The 21,941-nt window shown below is 49.0% G+C and carries 16 protein-coding genes; 8 read left to right on the plus strand and 8 right to left on the minus strand.

What is annotated here, in order from left to right; genetic code table 11:
* Positions 1 to 164 precede the first annotated feature (164 nt).
* Together M1B78_RS00790 and M1B78_RS00795 are read right to left on the minus strand one after the other, a co-directional pair.
* Positions 165 to 656 (minus strand): S-ribosylhomocysteine lyase, encoded by a 492-nt coding sequence (locus tag M1B78_RS00790; protein ID WP_136010026.1) that lies wholly within the window; start codon positions 654 to 656, stop codon positions 165 to 167.
* A 17-nt stretch (positions 657 to 673) separates the two neighbouring features.
* A complete protein-coding gene (locus M1B78_RS00795; protein ID WP_257939625.1) occupies positions 674 to 1,378 on the minus strand; it encodes a 5'-methylthioadenosine/adenosylhomocysteine nucleosidase in 705 nt (234 codons plus the stop codon).
* A 373-nt stretch (positions 1,379 to 1,751) separates the two neighbouring features.
* Between M1B78_RS00795 and M1B78_RS00800 the strand changes: the two genes are divergently transcribed.
* The 4 genes from M1B78_RS00800 to M1B78_RS00815 all read left to right on the plus strand — a co-directional run bounded on the left by M1B78_RS00800 (position 1,752) and on the right by M1B78_RS00815 (position 10,257).
* Positions 1,752 to 4,256, plus strand: a complete 2,505-nt coding sequence (locus M1B78_RS00800; protein ID WP_257939626.1) for a YfhO family protein — start codon at positions 1,752 to 1,754, stop codon at positions 4,254 to 4,256.
* A gap of 464 nt (positions 4,257 to 4,720) precedes the next feature.
* Positions 4,721 to 7,843, plus strand: coding sequence for a SusC/RagA family TonB-linked outer membrane protein (locus tag M1B78_RS00805; RefSeq protein ID WP_257939627.1), 3,123 nt, complete (start codon positions 4,721 to 4,723; stop codon positions 7,841 to 7,843).
* Positions 7,844 to 7,862: 19 nt separating this feature from the next.
* On the plus strand, positions 7,863 to 9,719 hold the full coding sequence (locus tag M1B78_RS00810; RefSeq protein WP_257939628.1) for a RagB/SusD family nutrient uptake outer membrane protein: 1,857 nt from the start codon (positions 7,863 to 7,865) through the stop codon (positions 9,717 to 9,719).
* 307 nt (positions 9,720 to 10,026) lie between these two features.
* Positions 10,027 to 10,257 carry a TlpA family protein disulfide reductase gene (locus M1B78_RS00815; protein ID WP_257930409.1) on the plus strand — a complete coding sequence of 77 codons (231 nt, stop codon included), beginning with the start codon at positions 10,027 to 10,029 and terminating at the stop codon, positions 10,255 to 10,257.
* 410 nt (positions 10,258 to 10,667) lie between these two features.
* On the opposite strand, the gene M1B78_RS00820 is transcribed toward M1B78_RS00815, so the two are convergent.
* From M1B78_RS00820 to aroQ, 6 genes are all read right to left on the minus strand, one after another.
* Positions 10,668 to 11,600, minus strand: a complete 933-nt coding sequence (locus M1B78_RS00820) for an Rpn family recombination-promoting nuclease/putative transposase (RefSeq protein WP_257930408.1) — start codon at positions 11,598 to 11,600, stop codon at positions 10,668 to 10,670.
* Positions 11,601 to 11,904: 304 nt separating this feature from the next.
* Positions 11,905 to 13,134 carry an FtsX-like permease family protein gene (locus M1B78_RS00825; RefSeq protein ID WP_176468351.1) on the minus strand — a complete coding sequence of 410 codons (1,230 nt, stop codon included), beginning with the start codon at positions 13,132 to 13,134 and terminating at the stop codon, positions 11,905 to 11,907.
* 26 nt (positions 13,135 to 13,160) lie between these two features.
* Positions 13,161 to 13,493, minus strand: coding sequence for a 30S ribosome-binding factor RbfA (gene rbfA / locus M1B78_RS00830; protein ID WP_136010018.1), 333 nt, complete (start codon positions 13,491 to 13,493; stop codon positions 13,161 to 13,163).
* 60 nt (positions 13,494 to 13,553) lie between these two features.
* Entirely contained in the window at positions 13,554 to 14,183 is a 630-nt protein-coding gene (locus M1B78_RS00835) for an O-methyltransferase (RefSeq protein WP_176468366.1), read from the minus strand.
* A 97-nt stretch (positions 14,184 to 14,280) separates the two neighbouring features.
* Positions 14,281 to 15,738 carry a pyruvate kinase gene (gene pyk / locus M1B78_RS00840; protein WP_136010017.1) on the minus strand — a complete coding sequence of 486 codons (1,458 nt, stop codon included), beginning with the start codon at positions 15,736 to 15,738 and terminating at the stop codon, positions 14,281 to 14,283.
* Between the two features lie 30 nt (positions 15,739 to 15,768).
* The gene (gene aroQ, locus M1B78_RS00845; protein ID WP_257939629.1) at positions 15,769 to 16,245 is read right to left on the minus strand and encodes a type II 3-dehydroquinate dehydratase; all 477 of its coding nucleotides are present in this window, start codon (positions 16,243 to 16,245) and stop codon (positions 15,769 to 15,771) included.
* 138 nt (positions 16,246 to 16,383) lie between these two features.
* On the opposite strand from aroQ, the gene xerD reads away from it, so the two are divergent.
* The 4 genes from xerD (at position 16,384) to M1B78_RS00865 (ending at position 21,930) form a co-directional block, all read left to right on the plus strand.
* Positions 16,384 to 17,337 (plus strand): site-specific tyrosine recombinase XerD, encoded by a 954-nt coding sequence (gene xerD, locus M1B78_RS00850; protein WP_257930405.1) that lies wholly within the window; start codon positions 16,384 to 16,386, stop codon positions 17,335 to 17,337.
* Between the two features lie 136 nt (positions 17,338 to 17,473).
* Entirely contained in the window at positions 17,474 to 19,168 is a 1,695-nt protein-coding gene (locus tag M1B78_RS00855; protein WP_136010015.1) for a tetratricopeptide repeat protein, read from the plus strand.
* A 111-nt stretch (positions 19,169 to 19,279) separates the two neighbouring features.
* The gene (locus M1B78_RS00860) at positions 19,280 to 20,353 is read left to right on the plus strand and encodes a DUF4369 domain-containing protein (protein ID WP_136010014.1); all 1,074 of its coding nucleotides are present in this window, start codon (positions 19,280 to 19,282) and stop codon (positions 20,351 to 20,353) included.
* Positions 20,354 to 20,391: 38 nt separating this feature from the next.
* Positions 20,392 to 21,930 (plus strand): YifB family Mg chelatase-like AAA ATPase, encoded by a 1,539-nt coding sequence (locus M1B78_RS00865; protein ID WP_136010013.1) that lies wholly within the window; start codon positions 20,392 to 20,394, stop codon positions 21,928 to 21,930.
* Positions 21,931 to 21,941: the final 11 nt, after the last annotated feature.

Consider the following 21,941-nt stretch of genomic DNA (forward strand, 5'->3'; position numbering starts at 1 on the left):
ATGGCATATGAAGAGGATAGACCATAATCACTTCATATGCCATCTTATTTTTTAGAGACATTTACTGAATATCCCTAATAAAGGATAAGGGATTAAGGATGGGGTTATGCCTATATTAAAGTCTATGCGACCCCAGTAATCCCTTATCCCTTATCCTTAATCCCTTATTTCTCTTCTTTTTCCGGATACTTCATATTCTCCTCTTTCATTTGTTCCAATACCTCATGCAAGTATTTGGCAGACTCCCATTTAGCCATCGGCAGGTCGTGGAGCAGATAATTACCACAATCTTGCGGAGCGACACCGGGAACTTCACCTTCATATTCGGCAACAAAACGGAAGGTATCTTGCATCAGTGCCAGTATGTCCTGCGGCTTCAAGTCACCCTTCATCAGCAGATAATTACCGGTGAGGCAGCCCATGGGGCCCCAATAGATAATCTTGTCCTGCCACTGCGGGTCGTTGCGCAGGTAGGTGGCGGCAAGATGTTCGATAGTATGCAGAGCACCTTGTCCCAAGGCAGGCTCGCGGTTGGGTTCTTTCATACGGATGTCGAAAGTAGTGACTGTTTCTCCGTTCACTTCATCCTGGCGGGATACGTAAATACCGCGCAACAAGCGGATGTGGTCAATTGTAAAACTGGGAATCTTCTTCATGAGTTATAAGTTATGAGTTATAAATTACCGGGAAGGGTGGAGAGGAAGGTCCATATCGTGAGGAATGAACGCTCTGCCATGGCTCCCCAAAAATCAGCATACTGCGAAGCATGGTCTTCTACTCCGGGCGTGTCGCTAATGATGCGGAAGCTGAGAAAAGGAACATTGTACAGATAGCAAGTCTGGGCAATGGCAGCAGACTCCATATCAACGGCAAGACCGTCAGGAAAACGTTGCTTGATGGTCTCCAGCTCCATACGGTTAGTGATGAACTGGTCGCCGGTGCAGACAAGTCCGCTGTGAATGCGGCTTTCCATTCCGGCTTCATTCAACGCCAAGGCATGTTTCAACAGAGATGGACAGCCCTCGTAAAAGGTGGGGAAACCTTGTACTTGTCCATACTCATTACCGTCGCCGCACCAAACGTCATGATACACCAGACGTTGGCTTGCCACTACATCAGTCACCCTCAGGCAAGCATCAATGCCGCCCGCCACACCGGTACTGACGAGGCAGTCCGGAGAAAAGTGCCGTATCAGTTCCGAGGCTCCTATCGCCGCACTCACCTTACCAATGCCACATTGCGTCAAGATTACATGGTTACCGCCCAATGTACCTTCCACATAGCGGAAACTAACATCGCCCAACGTCTTCTTATCCTGCAAGCGCTCCACCAAACGGCAGTGTTCGTTATCCATTGCACTGATTATCCCTATCGTCATTCTGTCCTAATTTAAGCTTATACATTATCATTAAAGCATGAGGGTATGTCAACATTCTCTTAATACTTTCTTTCAGGCGTGAATTACATAGATTTCACAGATTTAATTTGCTGAATCCACGCCTAAATACGATAACATAATAAAAGTGTTTATATACTTTTGACATCCCCTTTAGTCTTTTTTGGAAAGGCAAAGGTACAACATTCTGCCGACAACGTGACAATAACAATCTGCATTTATGTATCTTTGCCGCAAAAGTGAAGATAGACTGCACCTCAACAGAACTTTTTCATGCAAGCATGAAAGTTCTATATTCGGTTTGCACTATCTTTGCCCCACAATTGATTAATTGATAACTTATAACTTATAACTCATGAAGAAGCTTCTTCCCGACCTTATTGCCATACTGGCATTCGTCCTCCTTTCCTTCGCCTACTTCTTCCCGGCGGATATAGAAAACCGTATTCTCTTTCAGCACGACACAGCTGCGGGAGCAGGGGCAGGACAAGAAGTCAAGGAGTATTACGAACAGACGGGCGAACGCAGCCGTTGGACAAACTCGCTGTTCGGCGGTATGCCCATGTATCAGATAGCCCCTTCGTATGACTCCACCAAGTCACTGCAGTGGGTACAGAAAGCCTACCAACTCTTCCTACCCGACTATGTGTGCCTCACGTTCATACTGATGACTGGCTTCTACATCCTACTACGTGTCTTCGGCATACCGGTCTGGCTGGCCGGACTGGGCGGTATCATGTGGGCATTCTCGTCCTATTTCTTCATCCTGATATCTGCCGGACACATCTGGAAGTTCATCACCCTTGCCTACGTGCCGCCCACCATAGCAGGCATTGTGCTCGCCTATCGTGGGAAACTGCTGTGGGGAGGCATCCTCACCGCCTTGTTCGTGGCCCTGCAAATCACCTCGAACCACGTGCAGATGTCCTATTACTTCTTCTTCGTCATCCTCTTCTTCGTGGGAGCCTACTTCGAGAAAGCATGGCGTACCAAGACACTTCCCCAATTCTTCAAGGCAAGCGCCGTACTGATTGTGGCAGCTCTCGTCGGAATAGCCGTCAACGTATCCAACCTCTATCACACCTATGCTTACAGCAAAGAAACCATGCGCGGCAAAAGCGAACTGGTGCAGACTGGTGACGCCGCCAAGCAAACCAGCAGCGGACTAGACCGCGACTATATCACCCAATGGAGCTACGGCATCGACGAAACTCTGACCTTGCTGGTGCCCAACTTCAAAGGCGGAGCATCCACCGCCCTCAGCCAGAGTGAAATTGCCATGGGCAAGGCAAATCCCATGTACAGCAGTCTGTACAGCTCGCTGACGCAATATTTCGGCACCCAGCCCATGACGTCGGGTCCCGTCTACGTAGGAGCCTTCGTGCTGTTCCTCTTCATTCTGGGATGCTTCATCGTGAAAGGGCCGTTGAAGTGGGCATTGATAGGAGCCACCTTCTTCTCCATCGTCCTGTCCTGGGGCAAGAACTTTATGCCGCTGACGGATTTCTTCATCGATTACGTCCCGTTGTACAATAAGTTCCGTGCCGTGTCCTCCATCCTTGTCATAGCGGAGTTCACGATACCTTTGCTGGCAATCTTTGCCCTAAAACGCCTGCTCGAAGAGCCGGAAATCCTGAAGCAAGAAAAGAAGCCCCTCGGCATCAGCCTGCTGTTCACCGCAGGCATTGCCCTGCTGCTTGCTGTTGCTCCGGGCAGTATTGGCTCCGGCTACGTGCCCGCTCAGGAAGCGCAGATGCTGCAGAATGCCGTCAACCAGCAGATGATACCCGCCAACGAACTCTCCGGTATCCTTGCCAACCTGGAAGAGATGCGTGCCGAACTCGTCAGCAGCGACGCCCTGCGGAGCTTCATCATCATAGGCATCGGTTGCAGCCTGCTCTTGCTCTACGCCAGCGGCAAACTGCGCAGTTCGCTGACCATTGCCGGTATCACCATACTCTGCCTGGCAGATATGTGGGGAGTCAACAAGCGCTATCTGAACGACGCCCAGTTCGTGCCTCATTCCATCCGTACGGAAACCTTCACCAAGACAAATACAGACGAGTTGATACTGCAGGATACCACCTTGGACTATCGTGTATTGAACTTTGCCACCAGCACCTTCGATGACAACAACACCTCCTACTGGCACAAAAGCGTCGGCGGTTATCACCCGGCCAAGCTGCGCCGCTACCAGGAGATGATAGAACATCATATCTCTCCCGAAATGCAGGCGGCCTACAAAGCCATTGCCGCTGCCGGAGGTGAGATGGACAGCGTGGATGCCAATAAATTCCGCATACTGAACATGCTGAACACCAAATACTTCATTTTCCCTGCAGGACAGCAAAGACAAACCGTTCCTATCCTCAACCCGCACGCCTACGGCAATGCATGGTTTGTAAACAAGGTGCAGTATGTAAACAACGCCAACGAAGAGATTGATGCCCTGCACAACATCATGCCCACGGAGACAGCCGTAGTGGACGCCCGCTTCAAGGACATACTGAAAGGCACCACGGAAAGCTATAAAGACAGCCTCTCCAGCATCCGCCTGACAAGCTATGCCCCCAACCGCCTGACGTATGAAACAAACAATGTCCAAGACGGCATTGCCGTATTCTCCGAAGTCTATTATCCGGACGGATGGCACGTAACCGTCGACGGACAACCTGCCGAACTGGCACGCGCCGACTACATCTTGCGCACAATGTATGTTCCTGCCGGACAGCACACCATCGAAATGCGCTTTGACCCCACCAGCCTGCATGTGACGGAAGGCATAGCTTACGGAGCACTGGCACTGCTGGTGATAGGTATCATTGCAGCAGTGCTAGTGGTCAAAAAGAAATACACATAAGAGAAGAAAAACTACCTTTTTCTATCACTCCAGCCAAGCGCGTAACGCGCCATTAAATACAGATTATCTTTTTTCAGAATTCTGTATTCAATGGTGTGTTATGCGCTTTTTTTCTTCAGAATATCGCTGCTTTTCAAGAGAGCAAGTATTCATCGTATAAATCTGCATTGTTTTTACATAATACAAACCACTGTTTATCAAATACATATAACACAACTTTAATTTCAGTAAAAGAAAAAACAAATACAGTAAATCTTTCTTTATATAAAGGTACAATTTTGCATTACCGATTTATAAATCATAAAACGTTAAAAAGATATAAAGAAAATAATAACAAACAGCAAGTACGGAAGCCTTAAAGAATTTCTTAATCAAGAATACACAGAAAAGCACCACATAAGAATTTAAATATTGCAAATATACACAATTCACAATTATTTTAAATCCTAATCTAAATTAAAAAAATGAATTTGAAAAAGTACGTGTTTTTATTGTTACTGGTTCTCTTCTGCCTGCCAATGTCGGCACAAGACGGGAAGGTCACTGTCTCGGGCGAGGTAGTGGATAACCAGGGCGAACCGGTAATTGGTGCCAATGTCCTTGAGGTGGGCACCACGAACGGAGTTATCACCGACCTGGACGGACGCTTCAAGCTGTCGGTCAACTCCAAGTCTGAAATCCAGGTGACCTTCATCGGTTACACACCGCAGACCTTCAAGGCGAATGCCGTTCCGGCAAAAATCATCCTGAAAGAAGACAGCGAGATGTTGCAGGAAGTGGTCGTAGTGGGTTACGGTACGATGAAGAAGTCCGACCTGACCGGTGCCGTTGCCTCCATTAAAGGTACGGACATGGAGAAAGAACAACGCCAGACCATCCAAGACATGCTCCGCACGGGCGTGGCAGGCCTTTCTGTAGGTATGGAGACGGATGCCAAGGGAAACAGCTCCATGCTGATTCGCGGTAAAGGCTCTATTGCTGCCAGCACAGCCCCATTGCTGGTATTGGACGGCGTTATCTTCAGCGGTCAGATGACCGACATCAACCCGAACGACATTGAGCGCGTGGATGTACTGAAAGATGCCAGTTCCACAGCCGTTTACGGTGCGCAAGCTGCCAACGGTGTGGTGCTCATCACCACCAAAAAGGGCGGTGGTGACAAACCCACCATCAGCTTCAACGGAAGCTGGGGATGGAACATGGTACACTCCAGCCCCGAAGTCTACCAAGGACAAGACTTCATCAACTTCCGCCAGGACGTGATGAAAAGCCAGCAGTATGAACAAGCTGCTACGGGCTACTTCGACAACCCTGCCAACATGACCAATACCGAATTGGCCGAATGGATGGGCTCCGATACGGGTAATCCCACGCGCGTATGGCTGACCCGCCTGAGATTGGAAAGTGTGGAAATTGACAACTACATGGCCGGTCGCACCGTAGATTGGAAAGATTTGACGCAGCAGACTGCTTTGCGCCAAGACTATACGCTGAGCGTATCGGGTAAGAAAGGAGAGATGTCCTATTATACCTCCATCAACTACCTTAAGAACGAAAGCAACAATGTAGGCAGCGAATACAGCGCCATCCGTGCCCGTGTAAACCTGCAGAACAAGGTACAGGACTTCCTTACATACGGTGTCAATGCACAGTTCACCTCGCGCAACGAAGGCAAGATGCCGTATGACAGCAATAATACGGCCGAAACTCAAATCAATTCGTATGCCACATGGAGTACGGCACTTTCTCCATACGGCAACGTGTACGACGAAGAAGGAAACCTGACTTACTATCCCAACTCCAACAACAACGCCACCAACCCCCTGCTGAATATGGTCTATACAGATAAAAAGAAAGACTACGAAAACCTGAATGCTTCTCTCTATCTGAAATTTGATTTGCCGCTGGGCTTCTCCTTACAGACCACTTACTCTCCCCGCTTCGAATGGGTGAACTATATGTTCCACAAAAGTGCCGACCACCCCGGTTCGGGTGCACAAGGCGGTCTCGTCAACCGTTGGGCGCAGAAAGACTTCTACTGGCAATGGGACAACATGCTGAAATGGAACAAGAGTTTCGGTAAGCACTCGCTGGACTTCACCGGATTGCTGAACTGGGAGAAGTTCCAACGCTGGAGAACACAAGCCGAAAACGAGGCTTTCCAGCCGAGCGACAACTTAGGCTTCCACGGCATCGAATTCGGTACCGTGCCTAATGTAGGTTCCAATGACATTTACCGCACCGGTGCTGCCATGATGGCACGTCTGCACTATTCGTTTGCCGACCGCTACCTGATTACTGCCACCGTACGCCGCGACGGTTATTCCGCTTTCGGCCAGGAAAATCCGTGGGCTACATTCCCCTCCGTGGCATTGGGATGGGTCTTCACCGAAGAGCCTTTCTTCAAGAATCTGAACGTCAACTGGCTGGACTATGCCAAGCTGCGCCTCTCCTACGGTGAGAACGGTAACCGCTCGGTAGGCGAATATGCTGCCCTGATGCAGCTGCGCGCCATGAAATACCTCTACATCGACCAGAAGACAGGCGAACTGGTAAATGCCAACACCTTCTACTGCAACAGCATGGCCAATCCACACCTGAAATGGGAAAAGACCACATCCTACAACATCGGTCTTGACTTTACTACACTGGGAGGTCGCCTGGGTGGAGGCATCGACATCTACCACAAGAGCACGACAGACCTGCTGAATGACCGCCAGCTGCCTACCATCATAGGTTATCCCAGCGTGAAATCCAACATCGGTGAAGTATGGAACCGCGGTGTGGAACTCTCCCTGCACTCCACCAATATCCAGAACAATGTACTGACCTGGCGCACCACTTTCAACCTCGCCTACAACAAGAACACCATCAAACACCTGTATGGCGTGATGGAAGACGTGAAAGACGAGAACGGCAACGTAATCGGACAGAAAGAAGCCAATGACATTGACAAAGGCTACTTCATCGACCATGCACTGGATGAAGTTTGGAGCTTTAAATTCATAGGCGTATGGCAGGAGAACGAACGCGAAGAGGCCGCCAAGTACGGCCAGATTCCGGGCGACCCGAAAATCTTAGACGCGGACAAGAACTATAAGTACAGCAACGACGACAAAGTGTTCCTTGGCAATACCACTCCGAAGGTACGCTGGAACATGCGCAACGAGTTCACGCTCTTCAAGAACTTCGACATCTCTTTCAGTATGTATTCCTACCTGGGGCACATCAAGAAGCAAAACCGCTTTACCAACAACAACGCCCTGCTGAACACCGTGAACCAGATAAAGTGTGACTACTGGACTGCCGAAAACCCCATCAACGACTATCCGCGTCTGTCTGCCAAAAGCCCCAGCGGTATCACATACTACATCTATAAGAAGGCCTCCTTCATGCGTATCGACAATCTCTCGTTCGGCTACAGCTTCCCCAAGAACCTGCTGAAGCCCGTGAAACTGGAAGCGTTGCGCCTGAACCTGACCGTGAAGAACCTGGGTTACTTCACCGGCTGGCCAGCCTACGACCCCGAACACTCGGATGCCAATACACCGAGAACCGTAACTTTTGGTATTAACATGACATTATAACATATAGATAAACAAAAATATGAAAAGTTTGATTAAACATACATTAGGATACGCCGGCATGCTGGGGGTGATGTTCACCGCCACCGGCTGTTCCGACTGGCTGGACCCCAAGCCGCTCTCTTTCTTTACTCCAGAAAATACGTTCAACACCTACGAGGGACTGAAAACCAGTACCGATATGCTGAACCGCGATGCGCGTTACTTCGACTTCTATCCCACGGCAGGCTCTGCCGACCCCGACATTCTGTCGGAGTACTTCTTCTCCGAGATGGGCGTGAACGGACGTACCGATGCCTCCAACGCTCCGGTAGACCTGACACGTCAAATTACCCCATCGGCCAGCCTGATGGGCAATGCCAGTCAAATCAATAACTACTGGACTTACCTGTACAAGGGCATCAAGGATGCCAACACCATCTTCGACCGTGCCGAAGGCGTAGACATGGACGAAAGAAAAAAAAACGAAGTGCTGGGCCTTGCCGCCTTCCACCGCGCTTACCGCTACTACCGTTTGGTACATCAGTATGGCGATGTGCCTTTCATTGTGCACGAAGTACTGGGGCCGCGCTACGACTTCAACACCACCAAGCGCGAAGCCATCCTGCGCTATCTGAAGAACGACCTCGACACTTACGCTCCGTTCCTCTCCAACGATGTCTACATCGGCCAGGTGACCAAGGCAGCCGCCTACCACCTGCTGACAAAGATAAACCTCGCACTGGGCGAGTTTGAGGATGCCGTAGCCTCTGCCAACGAAGTGATAGGTGACGGCGTTCACCGCCTGATGACCGAACGCTTCGGTGTGGACAAAAACCTGGCAGAGAAAGACGTGGTATGGGACTTGCACCAGCCAGACAACAAGGCGCTGCCCGAAAACAAGGAAGTGCTCTACATCAGCATCGACCGCTACGATGCCGGCAGTGACATGCGCTCGGCAGCCGGCCTGGAAATCAAGCGCCAGATTATTCCTTGGTACTCCGCAGCCAACCAGCTGAAGACACCTGCCGGCGAGAATGGCTTTGCCGACAACAACGAGACGAAGAACCCCTACCTCGTGGAATACGGCCGCGGCCTGAACACGCTCCGCGCCACCTGGTATCACCAGTACATGATTTGGGAAAAAAATACCGAAGGTGAATACGAAGACTATCGCCGCAAGCCGGGCAACTGGATGCACGTCAGCGACCTGAAGTACAACAACCCCGACATGAAGGACAAGAGCTGGTTCGGACAAAACGTCCGCCTGTATGCCGACAACGGCACTATCCTCTCGCCGGACACCATCCGCGCATGGAGCGGCTGGCCCCACTACAAGTCCAACATCCCCGACCAGAAAGCCGGTTGGTGGCGTGGAGGCTGGGCCGACTGGTATGTGTTCCGCTTGGCAGAGACTTACCTGCTGCGTGCCGAAGCCTACGCCTGGATGGGCAAGACCGACCTTGCCGCCCAGGACCTGAACGTGGTGCGTAAGCGCGCCAATGCCCGTCCGCTGGATGCAAGTGAGGTGAACATCAGCCAGATTCTGGACGAACGCGCCCGCGAGTTGTTCTACGAAGAGCCCCGCAAGTGCGAGCTGACCCGCATCGCCTTCCTCTTTGCCAAGACTGGGAAAGCCGACGAGAAGGGCCGCACCTACAGCATGGACAACTTCACACAGAACAACTACTTCTACAACCGCATCATGGACCGTACGGAGTTCTACAACAAAGGCGTGAAGAACAAGACAGGACTGGAATACACGCTCTCTCCGCACCACGTGCTGTGGCCCATTGCCGAAAAGGCCATCGCCACAAACACAGAGGGACACATCAATCAGACTCCGGGCTATGCCGGTTCCAAAAACAATGTGGAGCCGATGGATATTCCTAACCCGTAATACTCTTTAATCTGTCAAGCAGCAAGCAGCGTTACCTCGTACAAGTTACGGCAACGCTGCTTCTGTTTATCTTTCCCTAATCTTATAAACCGAAATAACAAAGAACAAACATCTGCTAAAATCATTCTATTAATCTGCCTGTATTCACGCAAGCAGGAGCACAGAACAAAGTGTTACGCTTGTCCTAATACACCCATCCTCAATCCGTCCCGTGAAATCATAGGGGAATTAAATGTATGGCACGATGACTACCGGATATACCGAAAAGAAGATGAAGAGCACACCTTCTTGCGATATGAAAAGATGATTGCCGCATATCCTACTTCCAAAAAAGGAATACATCGTTTCGGACATCACGAAATATACTTTTGTCATCTTCTCGACATCTTGGTGTGCTCCTTGTCACAAGCTGATTCCGCTGTTGAAGGAACTGTACTCGAAAAAGAACACCGTCATAGAGTTCATATACATATCCATAGACGAGGACAACCGAAAAAAGAACTGGAAAGAGTTGATGGTAAAGGAACAAATCCCCTGACGCTCGCTCAGATGATGGAACAACTGACATTATGCAAATGATTGCACGGATTATTATTATGACATTTTCCGCTTCCACATCTTTCACTTCTTTCTGAAATACCCTATCTATCGGCTTTTCCGGTGAAACCTCTTCCCTTTTCAAGAGACAGCGGTGAAGGATATCTCCGGGAAATATATAGGCAATAGCTGTCCGCTTATGATTACCTCCGCAAGAGAAAGGTATCACCCATCTTGATTACATGTGTTATAAGGAAGAAAATTACGATAACATCAGAAAAGAAGAGCTATTTACAGCAAATCTCTCTGTATAACGGAATGTGACAAGTGTCACAAAATTCAAGAACCTGTTTTAAATTTTCTGCAAACAGGCTCTTAAACAATCTCTTAAGAATCTTTGCAAAGTGCCAGCTAAAGCTTGTCTATATCCTCACTGCCAAGTCCGGTAATATCGGATATTACAGCATTGTCTATTCCTTTAGCCTTCATTTTACGGGCAGTGGCAAAACGTTCCTCTTCTCGCCCTTTCTCCAAGCCCTCTGCAAGCCCTTCCATGCGCCCCTCTGCAAGCCCTTCCATCCGGCCTTCCATTCTGCCTTCCATCCGACCTTCCAACTTCGCCCCGTCCAGTACGTCGTTCTGTATCATCATCGCACTGAGATGCTCGTCATAGGCATGACGCTCTGCAGGAGACATGTTGTAATAAATCAGTTTCTGACGCGCTTCACCCAAGCCCGGAGCCTGGGTATCGGGACGGATACAACCCGTCTTCAGATACTCTATCCACTCCTCCAGAGGAGTGACGGCCACTTTATTGAACTCATTCACGCGAATCAGGAAGTATTCGGGAAAGATAGTGGCGGGAAGTTTATGAACGATGGCGTTCTTTTCTTTCGTGGTGACTTCCAAATGGTCGCCCGTATGAACACCTGTAAAGGTGTTCTGGCCGTGATAAAGGTAATCGTTCCCCTTACCGATGTCGAAGTAGAGGATGCTGACGGAGTAAATCTTCTTCACGGCATAGTAACGCTCGCCCAAGCTGATATGCTCGGTGATGGCTTTGGCAACGCCATAGAGGATGCGCTCCAAGTAGTACAACTCGCGGGTGTTCTGTATCTCCACGATGATGATTTCGCCCTTGCTGTTCAGTGCTTTGATGTCCACACGGTTGAACTTGTCATCTGCGGCCTGCTGGTTGCTCTCGCTCTCAAGCAACTCGATGATGGTAACCTCCTCATCCAAAAGTACGGTGAGGAAGCCTTCGAGCACACCGAAGTTGGCTTTCTGGCGAAGGAGGCGCTTCACCGCCCAGTCAAAACGGATATATCGGTCCGGTTGATTCATATCATACAATTTATTTGGCAGTTGCAAAGATAAGATTTATTTCGGATAACGGTTATGAAAATCAAGGATTTATTCGGAGATATTCGAGGGCGATTTTCTTTTTCATGCCGATTGCCGGCTGCCAACGTTACTGCAATGGAAATGCAAAGCCACTGCAAACAGATTGCAAAGCCACTGCAAACAGATTGCAGAACCACTGCAAAGAGGTTGCAGTACCACTGCAAAACGCTTGCATTCTTTTGCAGCACTTATCAATTGATTCAGAAGTAGTTATATCAAAAGGAAAGATACGTCATCTTTGCCCTCACCTCTTCAGCAGCCTGCGCGTAAAGTAATGCACCGGATACCACACGGAGAGGAAACCTACCACCGATACCGTGGCAAACACCAGCAGCACATCCGTCAGATGTATGCTGACAGGATAGGCATCGACCACGAAATCGCCGCCGCCTCCCAACGAGACGAAGCCGAAACGTTGCTGAAGAAAGCAAAGCAACAGCCCCAGCACGATGCCAGCCAGTGCACCGAATGTGGAAATCAGACGACCCTCAAAGAGGAAGATTTTGGAGATCAGACTGCTGTCAGCACCAAGGTGCCGCAAGGTCTCCACATCCTCGCGCTTGTCCAGAATCAGCATGGACAGGGAGCCTATCACATTGAAGCAAGAGATAGCCAGGATAAAGGTAAGGAAAAGATAGGAGATGAACTTCTCTATTTCCATGATGCGGAACACGTCGGCCTGCTGCTCATAGCGGTTCTGCACGGAGAAGTCGTCGCCCAGAATGCGGGAAATCTCCTTTTTGACTACATCCGCATCGGCCTCCGGCTTCAGCTTCAGTTCTACTGCCGAGACCTCCGTGCCGTAACCGAACAGGCGACGGGCAAAAGCAAGAGAGGTGAGAATATAGCCGGCATCGTATTTCTGCTGGTTGACCACGAACACTGCCCCTGGCGAGAACAGATGGCCGCGGCTGAAGGAAGCGGAAGGATTGGCCAGGTTGACCCGGGCGTTCCGTTTGGGAGCATATATCTGCAAGGGATCGACGAACTGAATCCCAGTGCCCAGTTCGGAGACCAGTTCCACGCCCAAGATGCCGTAATCAACGACCTCGTCGTGCAGGATGAACCTGCCGGTACCATAAAGCAGGCTGTCGATGGAGGTCAGTTGCTCGAAGTTATCGTCTACGCCCTTGATGACTGCCATGGCCTGACGGTCCTTGTACTGCACCATGGCATTCTCTTCCAGCGTCTCCGTCCATACCTCAATCTGGGGCAAGGCACGCAGTTGCCGGAAGACGGCAGAATGCGGGTCGAACACCTTCCCTTCGCGAACCGTGATTTTCAGCTCCGGGTCGAAAGCCGTAAAGAACCCCGCCACCATATCCTGAAAACCGTTGAACACGGAAAGGGTGCACACCAGCGCCAACGTGGCCAGTGCCACTCCGCATACCGAGATAGCGGAGATGATATTGATGGCATGGTGCTTCTTCTTGGAGAAAAGGTATCGCCGGGCTATGAAAAAAGACAGGTTCATGATGAATCAGCCGGTCACCGGACACTCTATTTCAGCAGTTCGTCTATTTTCTCGAGATAATCCAGCGAATCGTCCACAAAGAACTTCAGTTCGGGAATGATGCGGAGCTGGTGGCGCACACGTTTGCCCAGCTCATAGCGGATGGACTTCATATTGGCATTGATGTTCTTTATCATCTCCTCCCCTTTCTCGGAAGGAAAGATGCTGAGGTAAGCACGCGCCACACTCATGTCGGGGCTGATGCGCACGACACTGACCGATACCAGCATGCCGGGCATGGACTTAGTCTGCAACAGGAAAATCTCACTCAGCTCCTTCTGGAGCAAACGGGCTATTTTGTTCTGACGGGTTGTCTCCATACATTGAATTCCTTTATTTCAGGAACAAAGGTACATAAATATATCACTCGAACGCTATGTTTACAGTTTTTTTATGATAGTCAGGCCGTCGCGCAAGGGAAGAATCACCTTTTCCACGCGCTTGTCGTGTGCCACAAGGTCATTGAAGGCCTTGATGCCGATGGTCTGCAAGTCTTTGCCATGAGGATGCTCTTCAAGCACATGCCCGTCCCACAACGTATTGTCGGCTATGATATAGCCTCCATCGGAGAGGCGGGCAAGCACCATCTCATAATACTCTATGTACTTGCGCTTATCCCCGTCGATGAAAGCCAGGTCGAAAGTGAGGTCCAGTTGCGGCACCAACTCCAAGGCATCGCCGATGTAGAACTTGATTTTATCCGCGTAACCGGAATTCTCCAGCCACGGGCGGGTGAAGTCTTCCTGCTCGTCGTTAATCTCGAACGTATGCAGCATCCCGCCCTCCGGCAACCCTTCGGCCATGCACAAGGCAGAGTATCCGCTATAAGTCCCTATCTCCAGCACCTGCCGGGGACGGATCATCCGGACAAACATCTTGAGCATGCGCCCCTGCAAATGCCCGGAAGCCATGCGGGGATATAGCAGCTTGACATGCGTGTCACGATAGAGTGCTTTCAGATAATCGCCCTCATCATCAATGTGCTGCAAAATGTATTCGTCAATCGTCACTTTGTTAATTGATAATGGATGGTTGATGATGGACAGTTGATAATGGACTGCCACTCCGCATGGCACTCATCCATCATCAACTGTCCATTATCAATTATTATAAGTATCTGTTACTATTGGGCAGCACGCTGTCTTCCGCATGCTTCAAGGCATCTTCCACTACGTTGATTTCGAGGAAGGAAGTGCGCGTACCGGCTTTACCGCTGCTCAGATAGCCCACCATGTCGGTAGGCAACAGCTTGCCTTCCTTCAGCAGGCGGCGCAAGGCGGCGAAATAATACTCCTGTCCGTTGGCCAGTTCGGGCATGTAGATGGCCTCCACACCATACGAAAGAGCCAGGTGACGCATGGTCTTTTCCTTGTAGCAAATGGCCAATACCGGATATTTGCCACGGAAAGCAGCAAGGTTACGGGCAGTACGGCCGCTGTAGCTGTCGGTGATGATGGCACGGATTTTCAGTTTGGTGGTAGCCTTTACCGCTTGTTTGGCCAGGAACGCAGTCACATCGTTGCTGTTCTCGTCCAACGGAATACGGATATCATTGTCAGGCAGCTTGTCTTTCTCCGCTTGGGCGGCAATCGTGGTCATTGTCTTCACTGCTTCTACCGGATACTTTCCATAGGCGGTTTCGCCGCTCAACATCAAGGCATCCGTACGATAGTAGATGGCATTGGCAATATCCGTCACCTCCGCACGGGTGGGACGCGGATTGGAAATCATGGTATGAAGCATCTGTGTGGCTACAATCACCGGTTTTTTGGCAAGAATGCACTTGCGGATAAGCACACGCTGGATGCCCGGAATACGTTCCTGCGGAATTTCAATACCGAGGTCACCGCGAGCCACCATCACACCGTCCGCCACTTCCAGGATTTCATCAATATTGTCGACACCTTCCTGATTCTCAATCTTGGCAACAATACGGATGTCGCTATTGTGAGCATCGAGGATGGACTTGATGTCGAGTATATCCTGCTTGTTGCGCACAAAAGAGTGGGCAATGAAATCTATATTCTTCTCAATGGCATAAAGGATATTGGTGCGGTCCTTCTCCGTCAAAGAGGGCAGATTGATGCGGACACCCGGAACGTTGACGCTCTTGCGGCTGCCCAAGACTGCTTCATTCTGTACTTCGCAAAGCAGATAGTCGGGAGTCTTCTCCACAACAATCAACTCCAAATCACCGTCGTCAATTAAGATATGGCCGTCCACATCCAGATCTTTAACAAAGTGAGAATACGAAACAGAAATACATTCACGGGTAGTTTCCTGTTCCGGATTGCCTACCACCTTCACACGGTCGCCTGCCTTGAAAGGAATGGGCTCGGCAAGGACAGTAGTACGGACCTCCGGTCCTTTCGTATCCATCAGGATGGCAATACGGTTGGAAACCGTACGCACATTGTTTATCAACTTCTCAGCACCTTCACGAGCAAGATGTGCAGTATTCATACGTACAACATTCATACCCGCATCGAACAACTGCTTTATAAAATCAACATCACAGCGCTGGTCAGAAATCGTTGCTACAATCTTCGTTTGCTTCAATAACATAATCTATATACCTATTTTATTTAATAATCTTTAGTCAGCTCCCTCAAGTAAACTAATAAACTCCTCTCTGCTGACGAAGTCAGTGAAGAGAGCTTCTTTTAACGCCTCCATGGCCAGACGGTAGGAATTCAGCCCGAAACCGAGAATAACACCCTTGCAAGCGCAGGAAATCATGGACACATGACGAAAAGCCTCGCGGGCATGCACATTAGAGATATGTACCTCAATCACCGGAGAAGTGACCGAACGGATAGCATCTTGCAGGGCGATGGATGTATGTGTGTAAGCACCCGCATTCAAAATGATGCCATCCACATCAAAACCCACCTGCTGAATCTTATCTATCAGCTCTCCCTCAATGTTGGACTGGAAATAGTCAATTTGTACATCCGCATATTTCTTACGGAGCTCAGCCAGATAGTCTTCAAAAGTTACGCTACCGTAAATGGAAGGTTCACGTTTGCCCAAGAGATTTATATTGGGGCCGTTAATAATCTGTATCCTCATAACACAATTTTTTATACCTTTGTCCCTTGAAAAGGGCTTGCTCCGTATCCGGCTGATACTTGCTCCGTAGTCTATAGGTACGGAACAAGTACGAACCGACCGGATACGTAATTACAGCGCAAAGGTAGCAAAAAAGAAATGAAATCAGAAGAAAAGTTCATGAATAAGGAGAAACAGGCACTGATAATCAGAAAGTACTACCAGTATCTAAAATTAGAGAAAGCACTCTCGCCCAATACGGTGAATGCTTATCAAACGGACTTGGATAAGTTGTTGCGTTTTCTGAAAGAAGAGAACATCGCTATCCTTGACACAACGCTGGATGACTTGCAACATTTTGCCTCCGGACTACACGATATCGGCATCCATCCCCGTTCGCAGGCACGCATTCTGTCAGGCATCAAGTCATTCTTTCATTTCCTCGTTGTGTCCGACTATCTGGAGGGAGACCCCAGCGAACTGCTGGAGGGGCCTAAAATCGGATTTCATCTGCCGGAAGTGCTGACGGTGGAAGAGATAGACCGCATCATCTCCGCCATCGACCTAGGCACAAATGAGGGGCAACGCAACCGGGCCATCCTCGAGACTCTATACAGTTGCGGCCTGCGGGTATCGGAACTGTGCAACCTGAAAATCTCCGACTTGTATTTCGACGAAGGCTTCATCAAAGTAGAAGGCAAGGGCAGCAAACAACGCCTTGTACCCATATCGTCCCGTGCCATCAAAGAGATAAGGAACTGGTTTGTGGACCGCAATGGAGGTTGGAAAATCAAAAAGGACTTCGAAGACTACGTATTCCTGGCACGCTGGGGCAAAAATATCTCACGCATCATGGTATTCCACCTTATCAAGGAACTGGCAAAGCAGGCCGGCATCACCAAGAACATCAGTCCGCACACCTTCCGCCATTCCTTTGCCACTCACCTGCTTGAAGGAGGCGCCAACCTGCGCGCCATACAAAGCATGCTGGGCCACGAATCCATCGCTACAACAGAAATTTACACACACATCGACCGGCACAGATTGCGTAGTGAAATCATAGAACACCATCCCCGTAATATAAAGTACCGCAAAGAGCGGGAAATTCATTAAATTATGATAAAATTACCGCGTGAGTTAACAAACTGTAATAGGATTTAATATCTTTGCGTTGTTGTGTCCATGTCTAAATAGCACACTAACATGAAATAGACAAATTTCAATTACAAACAATTAATTTATACCTAAAATGACTAAGAAATTGTATCTGCCGTTTTTAATGGCAATGGTTGTTGCATTAATGACATCGTGCAGCAAAAAGATGGGTGAATTGTCATCAGATTATTTCACCGTGACTCCTCAAGTTTTGGAAGCTGTAGGTGGTAAAGTTCCCGCTACAATCAACGGAAAATTCCCCGAAAAGTACTTCAACAAGAAGGCTGTGGTAGAGGTTACCCCGGTGCTGAAATGGAACGGTGGCGAAGCTAAAGGCCAGTCTGCTGTATTCCAGGGAGAAAAGGTAGAAGGTAATGACCAGACTATCTCTTACAAGATGGGCGGCAGCTACACCATGAAGACATCTTTCGACTATGTACCGGAAATGGCAAAATCCGAACTGTATTTGGAATTCAAGGCTACAGTAGGCAAAAAGACTGTCAATATACCTGCCGTAAAAGTAGCCGACGGTGTAATCTCCACTTCTGAGATGCTGGAACAAACATTGGGCAGCGCTAACCCCGCCAACGGTGACGACGCTTTCCAACGTATCATTAAAGAAAAACATGACGCCAACATCATGTTCTTGATTCAACAAGCCAACGTACGCGCCAGCGAATTGAAGACTGCCAAAGAATTCGGCAAAGAAGTGAAAAACATAGACGAAGCTGAAAACAAGAAAATCAGCAACATCGAAATCTCCGCATACGCTTCTCCCGATGGTGGTGTAGGCTTGAATACCACTCTGGCTGAGAACCGCCAGGACAACACGGCTAAAATCATCAACAGAGATTTGAAGAGAGCAAAAATCAATGCAGCGGTAGACACCAAGTATACAGCTCAGGACTGGGAAGGCTTCCAGGAACTGGTATCCAAATCAAACATCCAAGACAAAGAATTGATTCTCCGCGTTCTTTCCATGTATCAGGATCCCGAACAAAGAGAACAGGAAATCAAGAACATCTCTTCTGTTTATAAGACTTTGGCTGACGAAATCCTGCCGCAACTGCGTCGTTCACGTCTGACTTTGAACTACGAAATCATCGGCAAGTCCGACGAAGAAATCGCCAAACTGGCTGACAGCGATGCCAAACAATTGAACATCGAAGAATTGCTGTATGCTACCACCTTGACTAAAGATGTTGCCAAGCAAGAAGCTATCTTCACAAAAGCTACTCAAATTTACCCTAACGATTTCCGTGCTTACAACAACTTAGGCAAACTGGCTTATCAGGCTGGTGACCTTAACAAGGCAGAAAGCTACTTCAAGAAAGCCCTTTCCATCAAGGATGCTCCTGAAGCAAACATGAACCTCGGTCTGATTGCCTTGACTAAGGGTGACAGAACTACTGCAGAAAGCTACATGAGCAAAGCTTCCGGTTCTAAAGAGCTGAACGAGGCATTGGGTAATCTGTATGTAGCCCAAGGACAGTATGAAAGAGCAGTCAACTCATTCGGTGACACAAAAACCAACAGCGCAGCTTTGGCACAAATCCTGGCTAAGGACTACAACAAGGCTAAGAGCACACTGGCCGGCGTAGAAAAGCCAGACGCTTACACTGACTACCTGAAGGCTGTACTTGGTGCAAGAACCAACAATACATCTATGGTAACCAGCAGTCTGAAGAATGCCATTGCAAAAGAACCGGCTTTGGCTAAGAAAGCTGCTTCTGACCTGGAATTCGCCAAGTACTTCACTGACACGGACTTTATGAATATCATCAAATAATAAAGGTTAGATTAAAAAGAACGTGCCCGGCATAGAAATATGTCGGGCATTTCTTTTTATTCACACCAAAAAGAAGTATTTTCGCGACGAAGTATCAGAAAAAGACCCGGAATGAAGAAAATCTATCTTGCATACCTTCTGCTTATCATATTGTCTGCCTGCGGCGACAAAAACACGAATTCAGTCCACCTAAGTGGTGAAATCAAAGGACTGGGGAATGATACCCTTTATATATATGGTACGGACAAGTTCTATAACCGTATGGACACACTGCTTGTCAAGGATGACAAGTTCTCCGTAACCCTCAGCACCGACACGCTGGCCTCTGCATGGTTGCTATTCAGTGACGGTACAGAGTATCCTCTTTACTTGAACAAAGGAAATAAAATAAAGATAAAAGGTTCTGCTTCCGATATTACTTCATTGGAAATTACGGGGAATGTCTTCAATGAAGAACTGACAGCCTTTCAGAAAGAGTTGAAAGGTTTAAGCACTTCCTCGGAGAAAGCATTGGAGGAAAAAGCAAAGACCTTTATCAACAGCCATCCTGCTTCATTGGCAAGCATCTATCTGCTGGAAAAATATTTCGTGCAAAAACCGCAACCGGACTTCGCCTTAATCAAAGAAATGACAGAACACATGACCGGAGGACTAAAAGACCGCCCGTATGTAGATGAACTGCTTGACCTTATCCAAGAAGAAGAGAAAGTATCTGTCGGGAAAACAATCCCGTACATTCATCTGCCCAATGCGAAAGGTACACAAATCAGCCGCACCAATTTTAAGGACAAATATCTGTTGATACATTTCTGGGCATCCTGGAACCAGCAAAGCATGGAAGCCAACGCTGCCCTGCGCAGGATTTACAAGAAAGAAGAAAAGAACAAGCTATTCGCCCTCTGGGGCATCTCCCTGGACATTGACAAAAAGGAATGGGAAGAAGCAATCAAAAGAGATACCCTGAAGTGGGAACAGAGTTGTGATTTCTCCGGATGGAATACCTCTCCCGTCAAGCAGCTCGCCATACAAGCATTGCCGGCCAATCTGTTTCTTAGCCCTTCCGGAAAAATTGAAGGGAAAAACATGAGCGAGGAAGACATTAAGAAGAAACTGGCAGAAATAGAGCAAAAGGAGAAAGAGAAGGAAAAGACCGGAAAGAGACTCAAAAAACAAAACCGACGGTAGCCCCCACCCTGCCATCATTAACCCCTAATTATTAAAACGTGCTCATAAAAGTTTTTGGAGCGGCTGTTCAAGGTATTGACGCAACCCTCATCACCATTGAAGTCAACAGCTCCAGAGGCTGTATGTTCTATTTAGTCGGCTTGCCGGATTCTGCGGTAAAAGAAAGCCATCAACGCATCATATCTGCTTTGCAGGTCAACGGTTACCGGATGCCGACCAGTAATATCGTCATCAACATGGCACCGGCAGATATCCGAAAAGAAGGCTCTGCTTATGATTTGCCTTTAGCCATCGGCATGCTGGCAGCCAGCGAGGTTATCCGGTCTGATAAACTGGACCGTTATCTGTTGATGGGCGAACTAAGCCTCGACGGTAGCCTGCAACCAATCAAAGGAGCACTCCCCATTGCCATCAAAGCCAGAGAACTGGGCTTTGAAGGAATGATAGTTCCCTGCTCGAACGCACATGAGGCCGCCGTAGTGAATAACTTGAAAGTCTATGGCGTGGAAAATATCAAGGATGTCATTGAATTCTTCAACGGAAAACAAGAATTGGCTCCGACGCAGGTCAATACCCGTGAAGAGTTCTACTCCCAGCAAAGCTCTTTCGAGCTGGACTTTGCGGAAGTAAAGGGGCAGGAAAACGTGAAGCGGGCTCTGGAAGTAGCCGCCGCAGGCAGCCACAATATTCTTCTCATAGGGGCCCCCGGCAGCGGAAAATCCATGCTGGCAAAGCGCCTCCCCTCCATACTTCCTCCCCTATCGTTGGGAGAAAGTCTGGAAACAACCAAAATCCATTCCGTTGCCGGAAAACTTGGCAAGGGCGGCGGACTTATTTCAAAACGCCCGTTCCGCGATCCGCACAATTCCATTTCCACAGTAGCCATGACCGGTGGAGGAAGCTTCCCCCAACCCGGTGAAATCAGCCTGGCACATAATGGAATCCTGTACCTCGACGAATTGCCTGAGTATAACCGCAGCGTTTTGGAGGTTCTCCGCCAACCGCTGGAAGATAGAAAAATTACCGTATCACGCATTCGGTGCAATGTGGAATATCCCGCCAGTTTTATGCTGGTAGCCTCTATGAACCCATGCCCATGCGGCTACTATAACCACCCGACCAAAGCCTGCGTTTGCAGCCCCGGGCAAGTACAGAAGTATCTGAATCGTATATCCGGGCCTTTACTCGACCGCATAGACCTGCAAATCGAAGTCACCCCACTCCCCTTTGAAAAGATGGCGGACACCCGCCCGGGTGAGTCGAGCGCCACGATACGAGAGCGTGTGATATATGCCCGGCAAATTCAAGAAGCCAGATACGCAGACATTCCCGGTGTATATTGCAATGCGCAAATGAACAGCAAGTTGCTGTCTCTCTACGCCCGTCCGGATGAGAAAGGACTTGCCATGCTCAAGAATGCCATGAACCGGCTGAACCTTTCGGCACGTGCCTACGACCGCATATTGAAAGTGGCGCGCACCATCGCCGACTTGGAAGGCAGCGAATTGATACAGCCGGCGCACCTGGCGGAAGCTATCGGTTACAGAAACCTGGACAGGGAAGACTGGGCAGGATAAACCGAGGTACA

Source organism: Bacteroides muris (ex Fokt et al. 2023) (assembly GCF_024704895.1).
GTDB classification, from domain to species: Bacteria; Bacteroidota; Bacteroidia; order Bacteroidales; family Bacteroidaceae; genus Bacteroides; species Bacteroides muris.